Origin of the sequence: Gemmata algarum, from assembly GCF_034097035.1 — a bacterium.
GTDB lineage: Bacteria > Planctomycetota > Planctomycetia > Gemmatales > Gemmataceae > Gemmata > Gemmata algarum.
Genome location: NZ_JAXBLV010000189.1, coordinates 69,537 through 84,731 on the forward strand (window position 1 = coordinate 69,537; position 15,195 = coordinate 84,731).

Below are 15,195 nucleotides of genomic sequence, written 5' to 3' on the forward strand. Positions count from 1 at the left end.
CGAAACGACCGGTTCGGTCCGCTAGGCCGACGGAAACTCGGTGAAGTCGTGGTAGCCGAACAGATCGATCTCGGCGGAGTGGTCGCGGGCGAGACGCCGCAGGTGAGCTAAACTTTCGATCCGCCGGACGTTGTCGTCTGCCCGCTGAGCGGTCAGCGCCGACACCGGGTGATCGTCGCGTTCTAGTTCGACGCGAAGGTAGTACGCATCCCCGACGTGTAGCACCCACCGCGTGCCCTGTCGTACCGCAACTCCGCAGTGCCCAACGGTGTGTCCGAACAGGGGTACTAGCAGCACTTCTGAAGCGAACCCGGGCGAGACGGGCCGTGCGTCCAACCCAAACCAATTCATCCCGGGAGCCGAGTGCAGTTTCCAGTCGACACCGTGCGCGAAGTGAGCCGGAACGTAACGGCAGTAGGCGTTGGCAACTGCCGCGTGCTCTTCGACCGAGATATGGACCTGGGCGTGCGGGAAATCGGCGAGACCGCCGGTGTGGTCCGGGTCGGCGTGTGTGAGAACGATGTGATTCACGTCGGCGGCGCGGAACCCGAGCGATTCGATCCGCCGCGCCGCCGTCTGGTCCTCGTGAAACTGGAACCCGGCGGCGTCAATGAGCACCTGCCCGACGCGTCCCAGTGGATCGCGCACGTCGTGCAGGCCAATCCCGGTGTCCACGAGCGCAAGGCCGTTCGCGTCTTCCAGTAGCAAGCAGTGACAGGACGCGGCCGGGTTCGGCGGCGCGTGCAACGTGCCACAGTTCAGATGATGAATTCGCGTCATGGAGCCCGCCCGGTTCCGAAAGTCGCGCGCGTTCGCCCGGCACATCCTACGGCCGACGGGCCGAAGTGCGCGCCCCGGAACCGCGCAACAAGCTACGCGATGATTTCTTTCACCACGTTGCCGTGAACGTCGGTGAGCCGGAAGTCGCGGCCGGCGTGCTTGTACGTGAGCTTCTCGTGGTTCAGCCCGAGCAGGTGCAGGATCGTCGCGTGCAAATCGTGGATGTGGACCTTGTCCTCGGTCGCGTAGTAGCCGTACTCGTCGGTCGCGCCGAGCGAGAACCCGGCCTTCACCCCGCCGCCGGCCAGGAAGATGGTGAACGCGTGCGGGTTGTGGTCCCGGCCGTCCTTACCCTGGGCCACCGGGGTGCGGCCGAACTCGCCGGCCCAGATCACCAGCGTGTCCTTCAACAGCCCCCGCGCCTTCAGGTCCGTGAGCAGCCCCGCGATCGGCTTGTCCACCTCGCGGGCGTTGCTCGTGTGGTCCTTCTTCAGGTTCTCGTGCTGGTCCCACTTGTAGCTGTGGCTGCACTGCACGAACCGCACCCCGGCCTCCGAGTACCGGCGGGCCATCAGGCACTGCCGGCCGAAGCTCTCCGTCACCTTGTCGTCGATGCCGTAAAGCTTCAGCGTTTCGGCCGACTCCTTCGACAGGTCCTGCACCGCCGGCGCGGTGTTCTGCATCCGGAAGGCCATCTCGAACGACTGGAGCCGGCCGTCGGTCGCGGCGTCGGACCCGCCCGCGCGCTCGCTCTCGAGGCCCGCGAGCAGGTCGAGCTCCAGCCGCTGCTGGGCCGCGGGCGTGGTCCCCTTCACGAAGGGCACGCTCACCTGGCTGATCGGCGCGCCCGCGCTGCCCAGCGGCGTCGCCTGGTACGCGGCCGGCAGGAACGCCGACGAGTAGTTGTTCACGCCGCCGTGCGACAGCGTGGGGCAGATGGTGAGGTACCCCGGCAGGTCGCGGTTCTCCGTGCCCAGCCCGTAGGTGACCCACGACCCCATGCTCGGGCGCACGAACGTGTCGGACCCGGTGTGCAGTTCGAGCAGCGCCCCGCCGTGCCGCGAGTTCGACCCGTGCATGGACTTGATGAAGCACAGCTCGTCGGCTTTGCTCCCGATGTGCGGGAACAGCTCGGACACCCACGCGCCGCTCTGCCCGTACTGCTTGAACGCGAACGGCGACTTCAGCAGGTTGCCCGTCGGCCCCGACACCACCCGCGGCTTGGCGAACGGGAGCGGCTTGCCGTCGTGCTCGGCCAGCTTGGGCTTGTAATCGAACGTGTCGACCTGGCTCGGGCCGCCGTGCATGAACAGGAAGATGACCCGCTTCGCCTTCGGCTCGAAGTGCGGCTTCTTCAGCGCCAGCGGGTCCGGGCGCCCGGACCGACCGGTTTCCGCGGCGCGGCTTTCAGTCGCGAGCAGGTCGGCGAGGGCGAGCCAGCCGAACCCCAGCGCGGTGGAGCGGAGCATCTCGCGCCGGGTGGCGAGCGCGGTCAGGTTCGGACGCATGGTCGGTTCCTCGCGGAAGGTGGGATCTTCGTCGTCATTCCACGAATACGAACTCGTTGGACGCGAGCAGCACGCGGCACAGCCCGCGCCACGCCCGGAGCGTGCGCGCGTCGGGCGCCAGCTTCGCGTCGGCGGCGTCGAGCGACTTCTGGAGGTAGGCCTGCACTTTTTCCACTTCCGCGGTGGTGGGGGCGCGACCATAAACGCGCTGGTACGCCTCGCACACCCGGGCCGCGTCGTCGCCCGAAACCGCCAGCGCGGCCTTCGCCAGCGCCTCCGCGGTCTGGTCCGCGAGCGCGCCGTTCAGCATGAACAGCGCCTGTGTCGGGATGGTGGTCGCGACGCGCTGGCCGCTCGGGACCGACGGGTCCGGGAAGTCGAGTGTCTGGAGCACGTCGTACACGCCGCTGCGGATCACCGGTAAGTAGACCGAGCGGCGGGGTTGCGCGTACCCGTTGTAGGCGCCGGGGGCGGTGCTGTTGATGTACTGCCGCGGGTTCGCCTTCAGCAGCGAGCCGCCCGCGGTGCGGTCCAGGAGCCCCGCCGCGGCGAGCATCCCGTCGCGCACCTCTTCGGCGTCCAGCCGCCGCCGGCTGAAGTGCGACAGCAGCTTGTTGTCCGGGTCTTTCACCGCCACCGCCGGGTCGGGCCGGGTGCTCATCCGGTAGGCGGTCGACGTCACGATGAGCCGGTGCATGTGCTTCACCGACCACTTCGCGCCGGTGAACTCGCTGGCGAGCCAGTCGAGCAGTTCCGGGTGCGTGGGGCGGTCGCCGAGCCGGCCGAAGTTGTCGGTGCTGCGGACGAGGCCGGCGCCGAAGTGCCCGGCCCAGATGCGGTTCACCATCACGCGGGCGGTGAGCGGGTGCTCCGGGCGCGCGAGCCACTCGGCGAGCTCCAGCCGGCCGCTGCGGGCCGCCCCCAGGTCGAGCGGCGTGTCCCCGCCGAGGACGCGCGGGAACCGCCTCGGGGCCTCGGCCCCGAGCGTGGTGTGGTTGCCGCGGAGGTGGACGCGGAGGTTCTCGCCCTTCGCGTCCTCCACCGCCATCGCCTCCGGGACCGCGGGCTTCGCCTTCTCCACGGCCGCGACCTTCGCGCGGAGCTGGCGCACCAGCGCCGGCCCCGCGAACCCGCCGACCGCCGTGAACCCGCCCTTCTGCGCGCCCGCGAGTTGGGCGCGGGCGGCGGCCACCGCGCGCTCGTGCTCAGTCAGCAGCGCGGTGGCTTCCGGCGACGCCAGGGACCGCTCGTTCCACGCGGCCACGACGGTGTGGTTCTTCATCGTCTTGGTCGAGTAGAACATGCCCCCGAGCGCGTAGTAGTCCGCGGCCGTGATCGGGTCGAACTTGTGGTCGTGGCACCGGGCGCAGCCGAGCGTGAGACCCATGAACGCTTGGCCGAGGGTGTCGAGCTGCTCGTCGAGGATGTCCATCCGCATCTTCATCGGGTCGTCTTCGGCGAGCATCTTGGGGCCGATGACCAGGAACCCGGTGGCGGTGAGGCGGTCGGCGCGCTCGGCCTCAGACCCGCCCGGCATCAGGTCGCCGGCGATCTGCTCCTTCACGAACTGGTCGTAAGGCTTGTCCGCGTTGACGCTCCGGATCACGTAATCGCGGTAGCGCCAGGCGTTCACGTAGGCGAGGTTCTCGTCCATCCCGTTGCTGTCGGCGTAGCGGGCCACGTCGAGCCACCGGCGGCCCCACTTCTCCCCGTACGCTGGCGACGCGAGGAGCCGGTCCACCACCTTCTCGTAAGCGTCCGGGGCGCCGTCGGCGAGGAAGGCGGCGATCTCGGACGCGGTGGGCGGGAGGCCGGTCAGGTCGAACGTGATGCGCCGCAGCAGCGTGCGCCGGTCGGCGGGCGGCGCGAACGACAGCCCCTCCCGCTCGAGCCGCGCGAGCAGGAACCGGTCGATGTCGTTCCGGACCTCGGCCTTCGGGTTCCGGACCGGTGGCGCGGCGGGCCGTTCGACCGGTTGGAACGCCCAGAACGCCTTCTCTTCGGCGGTGATGACGCGCTCACCGCCCTTCGCGGGCGCCGCGGGGGCGGACGGGGAGTCGGGCCACGGCGCGCCGGCCTGCACCCACTCCTTGAGCGCCGCGATCTCGGGCGCGGGGAGCTTGTTCTTCGGCGGCATCTTCAGCTCGCCGTCGTGCGCGAGCACGCGCGTCAGCAGGCTCTCGTTCGGCTTCCCGGGCACGAGCGACGGCCCGCTGTCGCCGCCCTGGAGCAGTGCGGCGCGCGAGTCCACGCGCAGCCCGCCCTTCTGCTTTTCGGGGCCGTGGCACGACACGCACTTCTCGACCAGCACCGGGCGCACCTTCTTCTCGAAGTGCGCGGCGTCGTCGGGCGGCGCGGCCGCCACAACGGCGGGCGCGAACAGCAGCCCGCCCCAAACCAGTAGCGCGGCCGCAGAAATCGGAGCGGTGTGCATGAGCGGTGTGTGGGTTCGGCGGAGAGGCGCGGTTGGCGGAGTGATTAGCGTACCACGTGCGGGCAGGCGAATCCAGAGCCCAGTTAATGTGGTCAGGACCGTCAGCAAGGAGCACGAGTTTCACGGCGCGCCCGTGAGTCCACGATCGGCACGGCCGTGACGCCATTCATGCTCAAGCGGCAGGCAATGGTAAAGGTGTGTGTGCCTCACCGCACGCGCCCCCAAAAGCGGGGTGAAAAGCCGATCGTTCTCGTCCTTCTGCTTGGCACTGTTTGCGGTGATGTCCGCCCGCCCCTTCCTAACCGGAAGCTCACTTGCTGACGGCCCCCGCGTTTGGTGTAATAATTACACAACGGGGATCGGCAACGGACAGCCGCCGGTGGGTAACCGACCCACCAACCAACGAGGAGAACCCGTGGGTCCCAATTCATCGTCGGGCACGGGCACCCGGGACTTTCCGCCAGGGCGCTCCCGAACCACCGTCCAACACGCCCAAAGTTCCGACCACGCGCCCGACGACTCGTCCGTCGTCATGAGCCCATACGACCTGCCGGCGGTCCCCGGGTACACCGTCCGGCGCTGGTTGGGCGGCGGGGGAATGGGCGTCGTGTACGAGGCCGTGGCGGTCGATCTCAAACGCCCCGTCGCGCTCAAGTTGCTTCGTGAAGAGTTGCTCGCTCGTCCGGACGCACGGAACCGGTTCCGGGACGAGGCCGAGGCGATCGCCCGGCTGTCGCACCCGAACGTGGTCCAGATCTATGAGGTCGGGGTTCACGGCGGGCGGCCGTTCCTCGCGATGGAGTTCGTCCCGGGCGGCAGCCTGGCGGACCGGCTCGGTGCCGGCCCGCTGCCGGTGCCGGCGGCCGTCGATCTCGTTCGGGCGCTCGCCCGTGGGGTTCAGCACGCCCACGACCGCGGCGTCATCCACCGCGACCTCAAGCCGGCCAACGTGCTGCTGAGCGCCGGGGCGCTCGACGCCCCCAAGCTGACCGACTTCGGCATCGCCAAACTGCTGGACCGGAACGCGAACCGGACCCGCACCGGGGTGCTGCTCGGCACGCCGGCTTACATGGCCCCGGAAGTCGTCGTGAACGGCCCCGCCGCCGGCGGCCCCGCCGCCGACGTGTACGGGCTCGGGGCCATCCTGTACGAGTGCCTGACCGGCCGCCCGCCGGCCGACGGCGCGAACACCTGGGCGACGCTCTGGCAGGTGATCCAGGCCGCCCCGACGCCGCCGGGGCGCTTGCGGCGGAACGTGGCGCGGGACCTCGACGCGGTGTGCATGAAGGCCCTGGCAAAAGATCCGGCGGAGCGGTACCCGTCGGCCTGCGCCCTGGCCGAGGAACTCGACCGGCTGGCCGACGGGCGGGCGGTACTCGCACCCCGCCGCCCGCGCGTTCGATGGGGGGCCGTGGGCCGAACGGCTCGGAGCGCGATGGCGGTCTTCGCGGTCGCCCTGCTCCTGTTCGGAGCGTTCGAGTACCGGGCGCGGTGGCGCGACGGGACCGCGGCGGAACAACTGGGCCGCGACCTGCTCGCCCGCGGTGCGCACGACGAAGCCGAGCGGGTGCTGACGCTCGGGCGCGCCCGGATCGAACCGTTGCCCGGCACCGCCCGGCTCGTCCGCGATCTGGACCGCGGGGTGCGGGAGAGCCGGCGCGGGCGACAAGCCGCCGAACTGCACGAGCTGGTGGACCGGCTCCGGTTCGGCTACGACCCCGGCGCGTTGGCCGGGCCGGACCTCAAAACGCTCACCGACGCCTGCGACGCCCTGTGGCTCGCCCGGCCGGCGCTCGTCCCGCCCGCGGGGGCGGAACTGAGCCCCGAAGCCGAGCGCCGGCTCCGCTCCGACCTCCTCGACCTGGCGCTTCTGTCCGCCGACATCCGGGCACGAGATGAGAACGGACGGGCGGAGGCCGCGCGCCGCCTCGACGAGGCCGAGGGGCTCTTGGGTCCCGACCCGGCACTGGCGCGGCTTCGGGCCCACTACCGCGGCGAACCGGGCTGGGACCGGTTCGACCCGGCCGACCCGACCGTGACGGCGTGGGAGCTGTACGCCGTGGGCCGCGCGCGCCTGAGCGCCGGCGCCCTCGAAGGGGCGGCCGAGTTGCTCCGCCGGGCCGTCGAGCGCGAGCCGCAGGGCTTCTGGCCGCACTTCCACCTCGCCGCCTGCGCCCTGCGGCGGGGCCGGGCCGAGGAGGCGGTCGCGGGGTTCTCCGCCTGTCTGTCGCTGGCCCAGCACCGCCGCGGGCTGTGCCACTATCACCGCGGGCTCGCCTACGCGGCCATTCGTAAGGAAGATGCGAACGAGAACGCGGTCCGGGATTTTAACCGGGCGCTGGAACTCGAACCGGCGCTCGCCGCCGCGGCCCTGCACCGCGGGCTGCTCCACCGCAACGCGGGGCGGTTGCCGGAGGCCGTTGCGGACCTGGAACTGGCCCGGCGCAACGGGTACCCGCCGGCGGCCGTGGAGTACCACCTCGCGGGGGTGTCCCTGGCGTCCGGCGACCGGCCCGCGGCCCTGGCGCACGCCGAACGGGCGCACGCGGCCGACCCGGCCAACGACATGGCCCTGGCCCTGCTGAACCGGCTCCGGAGCGGCCACTGAGCCCGAAACCGTGGGTCTCAAGGAAGAGGCACCGAAGATGTTCCACTGGCTCGGCTCGCTGTTCTCCTCGTCCGAACCGCCGGACCGTTTTTGCCCGGCACTCGAGCCGCTGGGCGGCCGAGTCGTGCCCGCGGCGACCGCCGCGGACGTCGGCCGCGCGTCCGGCGCGGACGCGCCGGCGGCGGTCTTCACGGACCTCGACGGGGCGACCGCGACCTCAACGGGGGCCGTACTGATCCGCCTCGCGGAATCGGCGACGGCGGCCCCGCCGGGCGGGAGCGAAACGCGGGTGAAGTTCAGCGGCCCGGCCCAGCTCGTGGACGACATCGCCCGGATCGCCGAGTCGCTCGGCACCGTAAATGTGGGCACACCGGTCGCTGAGCGGGAGCCGTTCAGCGGGGCGAAACTGGCACTGGCGGGCGATCTGGTCGTCGAGATCCGGGAAGCGCTGCGCGCGGCCCCGGGGGAGCACACCTGGGCCGCCCTTCAGCGGCTCTGGCTGGAAGGGCACCTGTTCGGGTTCGACCCGGAGGGTCTGGAGCAGCCCTTCGGCCCGCCGTCCCAATCGACACAACCGGCCGGCACACCTCGCGGCACGGAGGCGCCACACCCGACCGCCACGGCGCCGCCCGGACCGGTGACCGACGCGGCGCCCGCGACCGCTCCGAGGGCGCACTACGACTGGTGGCCGATCGTCGTCCTCGACGCTAACGAGCCGTCCGGGCCGTCACCCGATCTGGCACCGCTGCCGCCGCCGGCGCCGAACACGTCCGAAGGGGCACCGCGGGCCACACCGAGCCCCAGCCCGGCCCCGGCGGCCACCGGAGCCGGGGAACCCGCGGCGGCGGCGGACATCATCGCCCGGTTCCTTCCGTTCGATACAGCCGACCTACGAAAAGGGGTGGACGATTTCCTCTACGGCCTCGAGCCGGCCATCCGGGCGGTGCCGCCCGAACTGTTCGACGAATGGGAGCTGGGCGCGGTTCTGGTGGCCGGCGCCGGTGCGGCACTGGTGGCCGGAAAGTTGTCCGCGCGAACGCGCAGGGCCGCGCCGCGCGGGCGAACCTTCACCGACGCCGATCACGAACGCGCGACCGTTCTCGGGGAGTAAGAATGATCGGCCCACCAAGTGGGCGCTCGCGGCTTCGTTTCGGCCGCGCGGGTCTGGCACTCGCGAAGGGAGATTTTGACAGGATCAACAGGATTTACTGGACGAAGACAGGCCGATTTTCCTGCCCCAACTCTTCCGGGCACCTCGATCGAGCGTTGGTGCCACGCGCCATCACCTCGGGCCGGTTGCGCCCCCCAAGCGGAATTCACTCCGCCACACGTTCTCAACGCCGCTGGGGCGGGCACTTCGTGTGCCCGCCCCAGCGGCGATCGCAGAGCGATTAGAAAGCGACAACAGCCCGGCGCCGCAGGGTTACCCCGGTGCCGGGCCTTCCGATCAATAGCGGTAGTGGTCGGACTTGTAGGGGCCTTCCTTCGGAACGTGGATGTAGGCGGCCTGCTCCGCCGTCAGCTCCGTGAGCTGAACGTTCAGCTTCTTGAGCTGCAACCGGGCGACGTGCTCGTCCAGCTTCTTGGGCAGCACGTACACGCCGACCGGGTACTTGTCGTTGTGCTGCCAGAGCTCGATCTGCGCGAGGGTCTGGTTGGCGAACGACGAGCTCATCACGTACGACGGGTGACCGGTGCCGCAGCCCAGGTTCACCAGCCGGCCCTTGGCCAGCAGGATGATCCGCTTGCCGTCCGGGAAGATCACGTGATCGACCTGCGGCTTGATCTCCTCCCACCGGTAGTCTTCCAGCGACGACACGTCGATCTCGTTGTCGAAGTGGCCGATGTTGCAGACGATGGCCTGGTTCTTCATCGCCTTCATGTGGTCGTGCGTGATGACCCGGAAGTTGCCGGTGGTCGTCACGAAGATGTCGGCCTTGTCGGCGGCGTACTCCATCGTCACCACGCGGTAACCTTCCATCGCGGCCTGGAGCGCGCAGATGGGGTCGATCTCGGTCACCCACACCTGGGCGGAGAGGGCGCGCAGGGCCTGCGCCGACCCCTTGCCCACGTCGCCGTACCCGCACACCACGGCGATCTTGCCCGCGATCATCACGTCGGTGGCGCGCTTGATGCCGTCCACCAGCGACTCGCGGCAGCCGTACAGGTTGTCGAACTTGCTCTTGGTGACCGAGTCGTTCACGTTGATGGCCGGGAACTTCAGCTCCCCGCGCTTGTGCATCTGGTACAACCGGTGGACGCCGGTCGTGGTCTCTTCCGTCACGCCCTTCACCGCCGCCAGGCGCTCGGAGTACCAGCCCGGCTGCGCCGCGACCCGCTTCTTGATCGCGGCGAACAAGATGCGCTCTTCTTCGCTGCCGGGCTTATCGAGGACGGAAATGTCCTTCTCGGCGCGGGCGCCGAGGTGCAGCAGCAGCGTCGCGTCCCCGCCGTCGTCCAAAATCATGTTCGTGAGGCCGCCGTCGGCCCACTCGAAGATCCGGTGGGTGTAGTCCCAGTACTCGGCGAGGGTCTCGCCCTTGTAGGCGAAGACGGGGATGCCGGCGGCGGCGATGGCGGCGGCGGCGTGGTCCTGGGTCGAGAAGATGTTGCACGACGCCCAGCGGATCTCGGCCCCGAGCGCCTTCAGCGTCTCGATCAGGACCGCCGTCTGGATGGTCATGTGGAGCGAGCCGGTGATCCGCGCGCCCTTGAGCGGCTGCTTCGCGGCGTACTCCTCGCGGATCGCCATGAGGCCCGGCATCTCGGTCTCGGCGATGGCGATCTCGCGGCGGCCCCAGCCGGCCAGCGCGATGTCGGCGACGTGGTAGTCGGTAAAGGTCGCGGGCTTTTGCGCAACGGTGGACACGTTCAAAGTCTCCTGACAAATGAACGGGCGCCGTTGCACGTTAGTAACTCACCCCCGCGAGCCTGGCAAGTACGCCCAATGCGTCCCGTTGCAGCGCCCCTCGCGGAGGTGGTGTTCGCTTACCGGCCCCAGATCCGGAGCCGCTCATAAATTATCGACACAACGACGCCCGTCGTCCACCTCGGGGCGGCAGCCGCTTCCCGGCTCTCGGGTCGGCCGAACGCCGTCGCATCCGATGTCTGTCGTAACGAGTATAGAGCACAACATTACCGGCGCGGAGCAGGCTGCGAGATCCGGGCGACATAATCGTAATATCCGTCGAGGTCGAACTTGCGGGCGGTGTTCTCGCTCGACATGTACCGGAGCGAGCCGAACACCGGGCGCTCCGGCGGCCACGGGCGGTCGAACAGCCCGAAGCACCAGTGGATGCCCGTGTACGAGTTCGGGTCGCGGCCGTCGAGCGCGTACTTGTTGTTCAGGTGCTCCAGCGTGCGGTACGCGTCCGCGGGCGTGGCGCTCCATTCGAGCACCTTCTTGGCCCAGAGCATCCGCAGGTAGTTGTGGATGCGCCCGGTGCGCACGAGTTCGGTCTGGGCCGCGTTCCAGAGCGGGTCGTGCGTCCGGGCGCCCTCGAACTCGCCGAGCGAGTAAATGTGTTCGCGCGGGTCGCTGGCGTGCTTCTTCAAGCTGGCACGCGCCCACTCCGGCAGAACCACGTCCAGGGTGAGTTCGCCACCGGGGGAGAAGTCCATCGTCTCGAAATTGAACTGTGGCACGGCAGAACTTGAAGCCCCACCCCAACTCACGTCCTTCAATTCCGCGTTCCGAATTTCGCACTCCGCATTTCTCCGGAAGTGCCAGTGGTACCCGACATCGCGCCAGGTGATCGCCTCGTCGAGGAAGTCGTTGACGTTCGGGTCGCGGCAGAAGAAATCGTCTTTGTTGCGGGTCTTCGGGTTGATCTCCTGTTCGCTCCACGAGTCGCCGAGGACGGCCTGCGTCACCTGCTCGATTGAAATGTGCCCGTAGTGCAGATACGCACTGAGCGCGCTGGCCGCGCTGCGGGCCGGATCGTCGGGCGCGTTGCGCTCTTCGGAGTAGCGTGGGAGCTTGTCGGTCACGAAGGCTTCAAGAGCGGCGGTTCCGGCCACCGCACCGCCCGCCGCTCCGGCGACCGCGGGGACGCTCTGGTCGATCGGCAGCCCGGCAACGAACTTGGCGATGTCTTGGGTGGCGTCCCACGGCTCGAACGGCGGCGCGAGTGCGCTCCGGGCGACCTTCGGTACCTCAGGAACGTGTTTCGCCCGGTGCCGCCACGCCTCGGCGAAGAACTTGTGAATCCGCGGGCGCAGGTGCGCGGCAGCGGCGACCGGGGCGCCCAGGCGCGACAGCGGCACCACGCTGTTGCCGTCCACCAGGACCAGCGGCACGTCGATCTTGTCGGCGAGCGCCCGGTTGTGCGCGGGCACGATGTACGCCGGGTAGTCGTCGGTCACGACGCACACGGCGTCCTTCGCCAGCCGCGCCACCAGCCCCCGCCCGGGGTCACCGGGCGTCTCCACGAACGGCCAGTACGCCAGCCCGAGTTTCTGCGCCGCGCGGGCGTTGTCGCGCATCCCCTGGAGAATGAACGTGTGATGCCGCGCGCTGGCCCACGGGTAGTTCAGCTTCAGCCCCTCGTACACCACCAGCGGCTTCTTGTGCTCGGCCGCCAGTTTCAGGGCGTGGTCGAGGGCGTGGTTCGAGTGCAACCGGCGGAACATCTGCGGCCAGTACAGCACGTACCGGCCGTTCGGGTTCGGGCGGGCGGCGTTCGCGAAGCGGATGCGGTCGTCGGTCATGATCGGTCTCGCGGCGGGGGCGCGGTCACTCTGCCGGCCCGGCCCGATGGAACCGCGAAGCGAGTGCCGCACATAACCGGGGCGCCCTACGATAGGCATCATGGGCGAACCGGTGCTCGAAATCGCGAACCTGCGCAAGCGGTACGGTGACCTGGTCGCGCTCGACGGCGTTTCGCTGACCGTTCGCAAGGGCGAGGTGTTCGGGCTCCTCGGCCCGAACGGGGCCGGGAAAACCACCCTGCTCTCGATCGCGGCCGGGCTGGCCCGTTCCGACTCGGGCCGGGTGGAACTGTTCGGCAGCGTGTTTACACACGATTCGCGCGACCTTAGACACCTCGTCGGGATCGGCACACAAGACCTGGCGATTTACCCGGACCTCACGGCGCGCGAGAACCTGCGCTTCTTCGGAAAGCTGTACGGGCTGGCGGGCCGGCACCTGACGGCGCGGGTGGACACAGTTTTGGCGGCGGTGGGCCTCACCGACCGCGCGGGCGACCGCGCCGGCACCTTCTCCGGCGGCATGAAGCGGCGGCTGAACCTCGCGGTCGCGGTGGTCCACGACCCGAAGCTTCTGATCCTCGACGAGCCGACCACGGGCGTGGACCCGCAGAGCCGGAACCACATCTTCGAGCAGGTGAAGGCGCTCAACGCCGCCGGGCTCACGGTGATCTACACCAGCCACTACATGGAAGAAGTGCAGGCGCTGTGTAACCGCATCGCGATCATCGACGCCGGGCGCCTGCGGGCCAGCGACACCCTCCCGAACCTGCTCAAGCGCCTGGACGCCACGATCCATATGACCGTGGCGGGTGCCGCAGCCGATTTCGCGCAGGTGCTGGGCGCGATCCCGGGTGTGAAACGGGTGGGGGAAGGCGCCCCGCCCACCTCCCCTAAGAAGGGAGCGGAAGGCAACCCACCCCCCGGCCCCCTCCCTGAAGGGAGGGGGAGTTCGCTTGATTCGCTCAGCGAACTCGATTCGCAAAGCGGTTCTGAAGGGTCTCTGCTCCCCCTCCCTTCAGGGAGGGGGCCGGGGGGTGGGTTGCCTTCCGCCCCCTTACCCACCGTGGGGAATGGTTCCACCTTTGTTCTCGTGGTGGACGAAATCGGCCCGGTGCTGGCGCGGGTCGCGTCCGAGTGCGCAGCCCGTGGGGCGGCGCTCCTCAGCGCAGCCACCACCGAACCGACCCTGGAGCGCGTCTTCCTGCACCTCACCGGCCGCGGGCTGAGAGATTAGCCGATGCCCATTCTGACGATTGCGGCCAAAGACCTGCGGCTGCTCCTGCGCGACGCGCGGAGCGCGGTCATCCTGTTCGCCACCCCGCTGCTGCTCATCCTCGTTCTGGGGCTGGCGCTCGGCGAGGGGTTCGGCGAGAAGCCCGACGAGCGGCTGCGCGTCTCGATCGTCAACCTCGATCGCGGGCTCCCCGAGCAGGTGCCCTTCCCCGAAAAGCCGTGGTCGGAGGTGGTGATCGACGACCTCAGCGCCACCCAGGACATCCGGCTCGAACTCATCTCCGACCGCGCCGCGGCCGAGAACCTGATCGCGAAGAACCGGCGGGCGGCGGTGCTGGTGTTCGAGGAAGACTTCAGCGCCCGGATGCACCGCTGCTCGTTCCTGAACCAGGGCGGGGCGGTGAACCCGTTCGGCCGCGACGGGGTGCGCATGGACAAGCTCGGCGCCGCCCTCCTGCGCGACCCGACGCAGCCGGTGTCGGCGTCCGTCATCGAGCAGGTCACGCAGGTCACGCTGCTCCGCGTGGTGATCCCGTGGATGATCGGGAAGGCGTTCCAGCGGGTCGGCGATCAGAAGTTCATGGAGCTGGTCGCCGAGCGGCTGAGCACGAGCACCGTGCCGCCCAAGGTGATTGAGGAGCTCGACCCGGTGGTGCTCGACGTGCTCGACGCGCTGATCGCGGACGAGAAGTTTCAGAAGCTCATGACGGACAAGTTCGGGCGCCTGCCGGCCCAGGTGATCAAGGGCCAGATGCCCGGCTTCCGCGCGGTCGTCGACGGCGCGCTCAAAGACCCTGAAATCGCCAGCCGGGTCGGGAAGAAGGTGCTGTTCGGTAAGGTGCTCACCCCGGCCGTCCGCAAGGAGATCGGGCCGACCGTGAAGACGGGCGTGGGCGACCTGTTCTCCGATTACAACTTCGAGGCCTCGCGCTGGACCGATCTGGTCAAGAGCGAGGCCCGCGAGGGCAACACGGCGAACCGCGACGAGTACCGCGACGCGGCCGGGAGCGGCCCGCTGAGCCGCGGCGCGCTGCGGTACCAGTTCCTGGTGCCGTCCTACACGGTGATGTTCGCGTTCTTCCTGGTACTGAGCGTGGGCTGGCTGTTCGTCGCGGAGCGGAAGCACGGGACGCTGGTGCGGCTGCGGGCGGCGCCGCTCACGCGCGGTGAGATCTTGCTCGGGAAACTGCTCCCGTGCCTCGTCGTGTCGCTGTTGCAGGGCGCGTTTTTGCTGATCGCGGGGCGGGTCATTTTCGGGATGACGTGGGGGCACCGGCCCGAGTTGCTGCTGCCACTGGTGGCGAGCACGTCGTTCGCGGCGGTCGGTCTGGCGGTGCTCGTGGCGAGCGTCGCGCGGACCGAAACGCAGGTGGCCGTGTACGGGACGTTACTCGTGCTGGTTCTGGGCGGGGTGAGCGGCTCGCTGATGCCGCGCGAGCTGATGCCCGAACAGATGAAGACCGCGAGCCTCGTCACCCCGCACGCGTGGGCGCTCGACGCCTACAACCAGCTCCTCACCGTCCCGGAACCGAACATCACCGTCGTGCTGACCGCGTGCGGGGTGCTGTGCGCGTTCGGCGCCGCGTTCACGGCGCTCGCGTGGTGGCGCATGGACCTGGAGTGAGCGTGCGGGGCGGCTGATCGGTCCCCACTGCCCTTCCCTTCTGCGGTGGCCTTGGAGTGTGGCCCGCTCACTCCGTGAGCGGGCGCTCGGCGCATCGGATGCGTGTTGCGCACAACGACGGGACTGGCAAGCCCGCGAAGCGGGTCTGATGCGCCGAGCGACCGCTCACGGAGTGAGCGGGCCACACTCCCTTTTGTGGTGGCCTGTGAGTGTGGTCCGCTCACTCCGTGAGCGGGCGCTTCGGGTATCGGATGCGTGTTGCGCACAACGACGAGGCCGGCAAGCCCGCGGGGCGGGT

At 69.5% G+C, this 15,195-nt stretch carries 9 protein-coding genes and 1 riboswitch; of the genes, 4 read left to right on the forward strand and 5 right to left on the reverse strand.

From position 1 onward, the window contains the following. Window positions 1–21: 21 nt before the first annotated feature. The 3 genes from R5W23_RS18635 to R5W23_RS18645 all read right to left on the reverse strand — a co-directional run bounded on the left by R5W23_RS18635 (window position 22) and on the right by R5W23_RS18645 (window position 4,722). Complete coding sequence (locus R5W23_RS18635; protein WP_320687584.1) at window positions 22–780, reverse strand: MBL fold metallo-hydrolase; 759 nt, start codon at window positions 778–780, stop codon at window positions 22–24. A 92-nt stretch (window positions 781–872) separates the two neighbouring features. After that, a complete protein-coding gene (locus R5W23_RS18640; RefSeq protein WP_320687585.1) occupies window positions 873–2,288 on the reverse strand; it encodes a DUF1501 domain-containing protein in 1,416 nt (471 codons plus the stop codon). A gap of 34 nt (window positions 2,289–2,322) precedes the next feature. Further along, on the reverse strand, window positions 2,323–4,722 hold the full coding sequence (locus R5W23_RS18645) for a PSD1 and planctomycete cytochrome C domain-containing protein (protein WP_320687586.1): 2,400 nt from the start codon (window positions 4,720–4,722) through the stop codon (window positions 2,323–2,325). Window positions 4,723–5,254: 532 nt separating this feature from the next. On the opposite strand from R5W23_RS18645, the gene R5W23_RS18650 reads away from it, so the two are divergent. Together R5W23_RS18650 and R5W23_RS18655 are read left to right on the forward strand one after the other, a co-directional pair. Beyond that, window positions 5,255–7,330, forward strand: coding sequence for a protein kinase domain-containing protein (locus R5W23_RS18650; protein ID WP_320687587.1), 2,076 nt, complete (start codon window positions 5,255–5,257; stop codon window positions 7,328–7,330). A gap of 10 nt (window positions 7,331–7,340) precedes the next feature. After that, window positions 7,341–8,441 carry a hypothetical protein gene (locus R5W23_RS18655; RefSeq protein WP_320687588.1) on the forward strand — a complete coding sequence of 367 codons (1,101 nt, stop codon included), beginning with the start codon at window positions 7,341–7,343 and terminating at the stop codon, window positions 8,439–8,441. A 336-nt stretch (window positions 8,442–8,777) separates the two neighbouring features. On the opposite strand, the gene ahcY is transcribed toward R5W23_RS18655, so the two are convergent. Further along, the gene (ahcY, locus tag R5W23_RS18660) at window positions 8,778–10,199 is read right to left on the reverse strand and encodes an adenosylhomocysteinase (RefSeq protein WP_320687589.1); all 1,422 of its coding nucleotides are present in this window, start codon (window positions 10,197–10,199) and stop codon (window positions 8,778–8,780) included. An 18-nt stretch (window positions 10,200–10,217) separates the two neighbouring features. Beyond that, a riboswitch (S-adenosyl-L-homocysteine riboswitch) is annotated at window positions 10,218–10,307 on the reverse strand. 158 nt (window positions 10,308–10,465) lie between these two features. Next, the gene (locus tag R5W23_RS18665; RefSeq protein WP_320687590.1) at window positions 10,466–12,040 is read right to left on the reverse strand and encodes a deoxyribodipyrimidine photolyase; all 1,575 of its coding nucleotides are present in this window, start codon (window positions 12,038–12,040) and stop codon (window positions 10,466–10,468) included. 100 nt (window positions 12,041–12,140) lie between these two features. Between R5W23_RS18665 and R5W23_RS18670 the strand changes: the two genes are divergently transcribed. After that, window positions 12,141–13,274: an ABC transporter ATP-binding protein gene (locus R5W23_RS18670; RefSeq protein WP_320687591.1), complete on the forward strand. Its 1,134-nt coding sequence runs from the start codon at window positions 12,141–12,143 to the stop codon at window positions 13,272–13,274. Between the two features lie 3 nt (window positions 13,275–13,277). Continuing rightward, entirely contained in the window at window positions 13,278–14,897 is a 1,620-nt protein-coding gene (locus R5W23_RS18675; RefSeq protein ID WP_320687592.1) for an ABC transporter permease, read from the forward strand. Window positions 14,898–15,195: the final 298 nt, after the last annotated feature.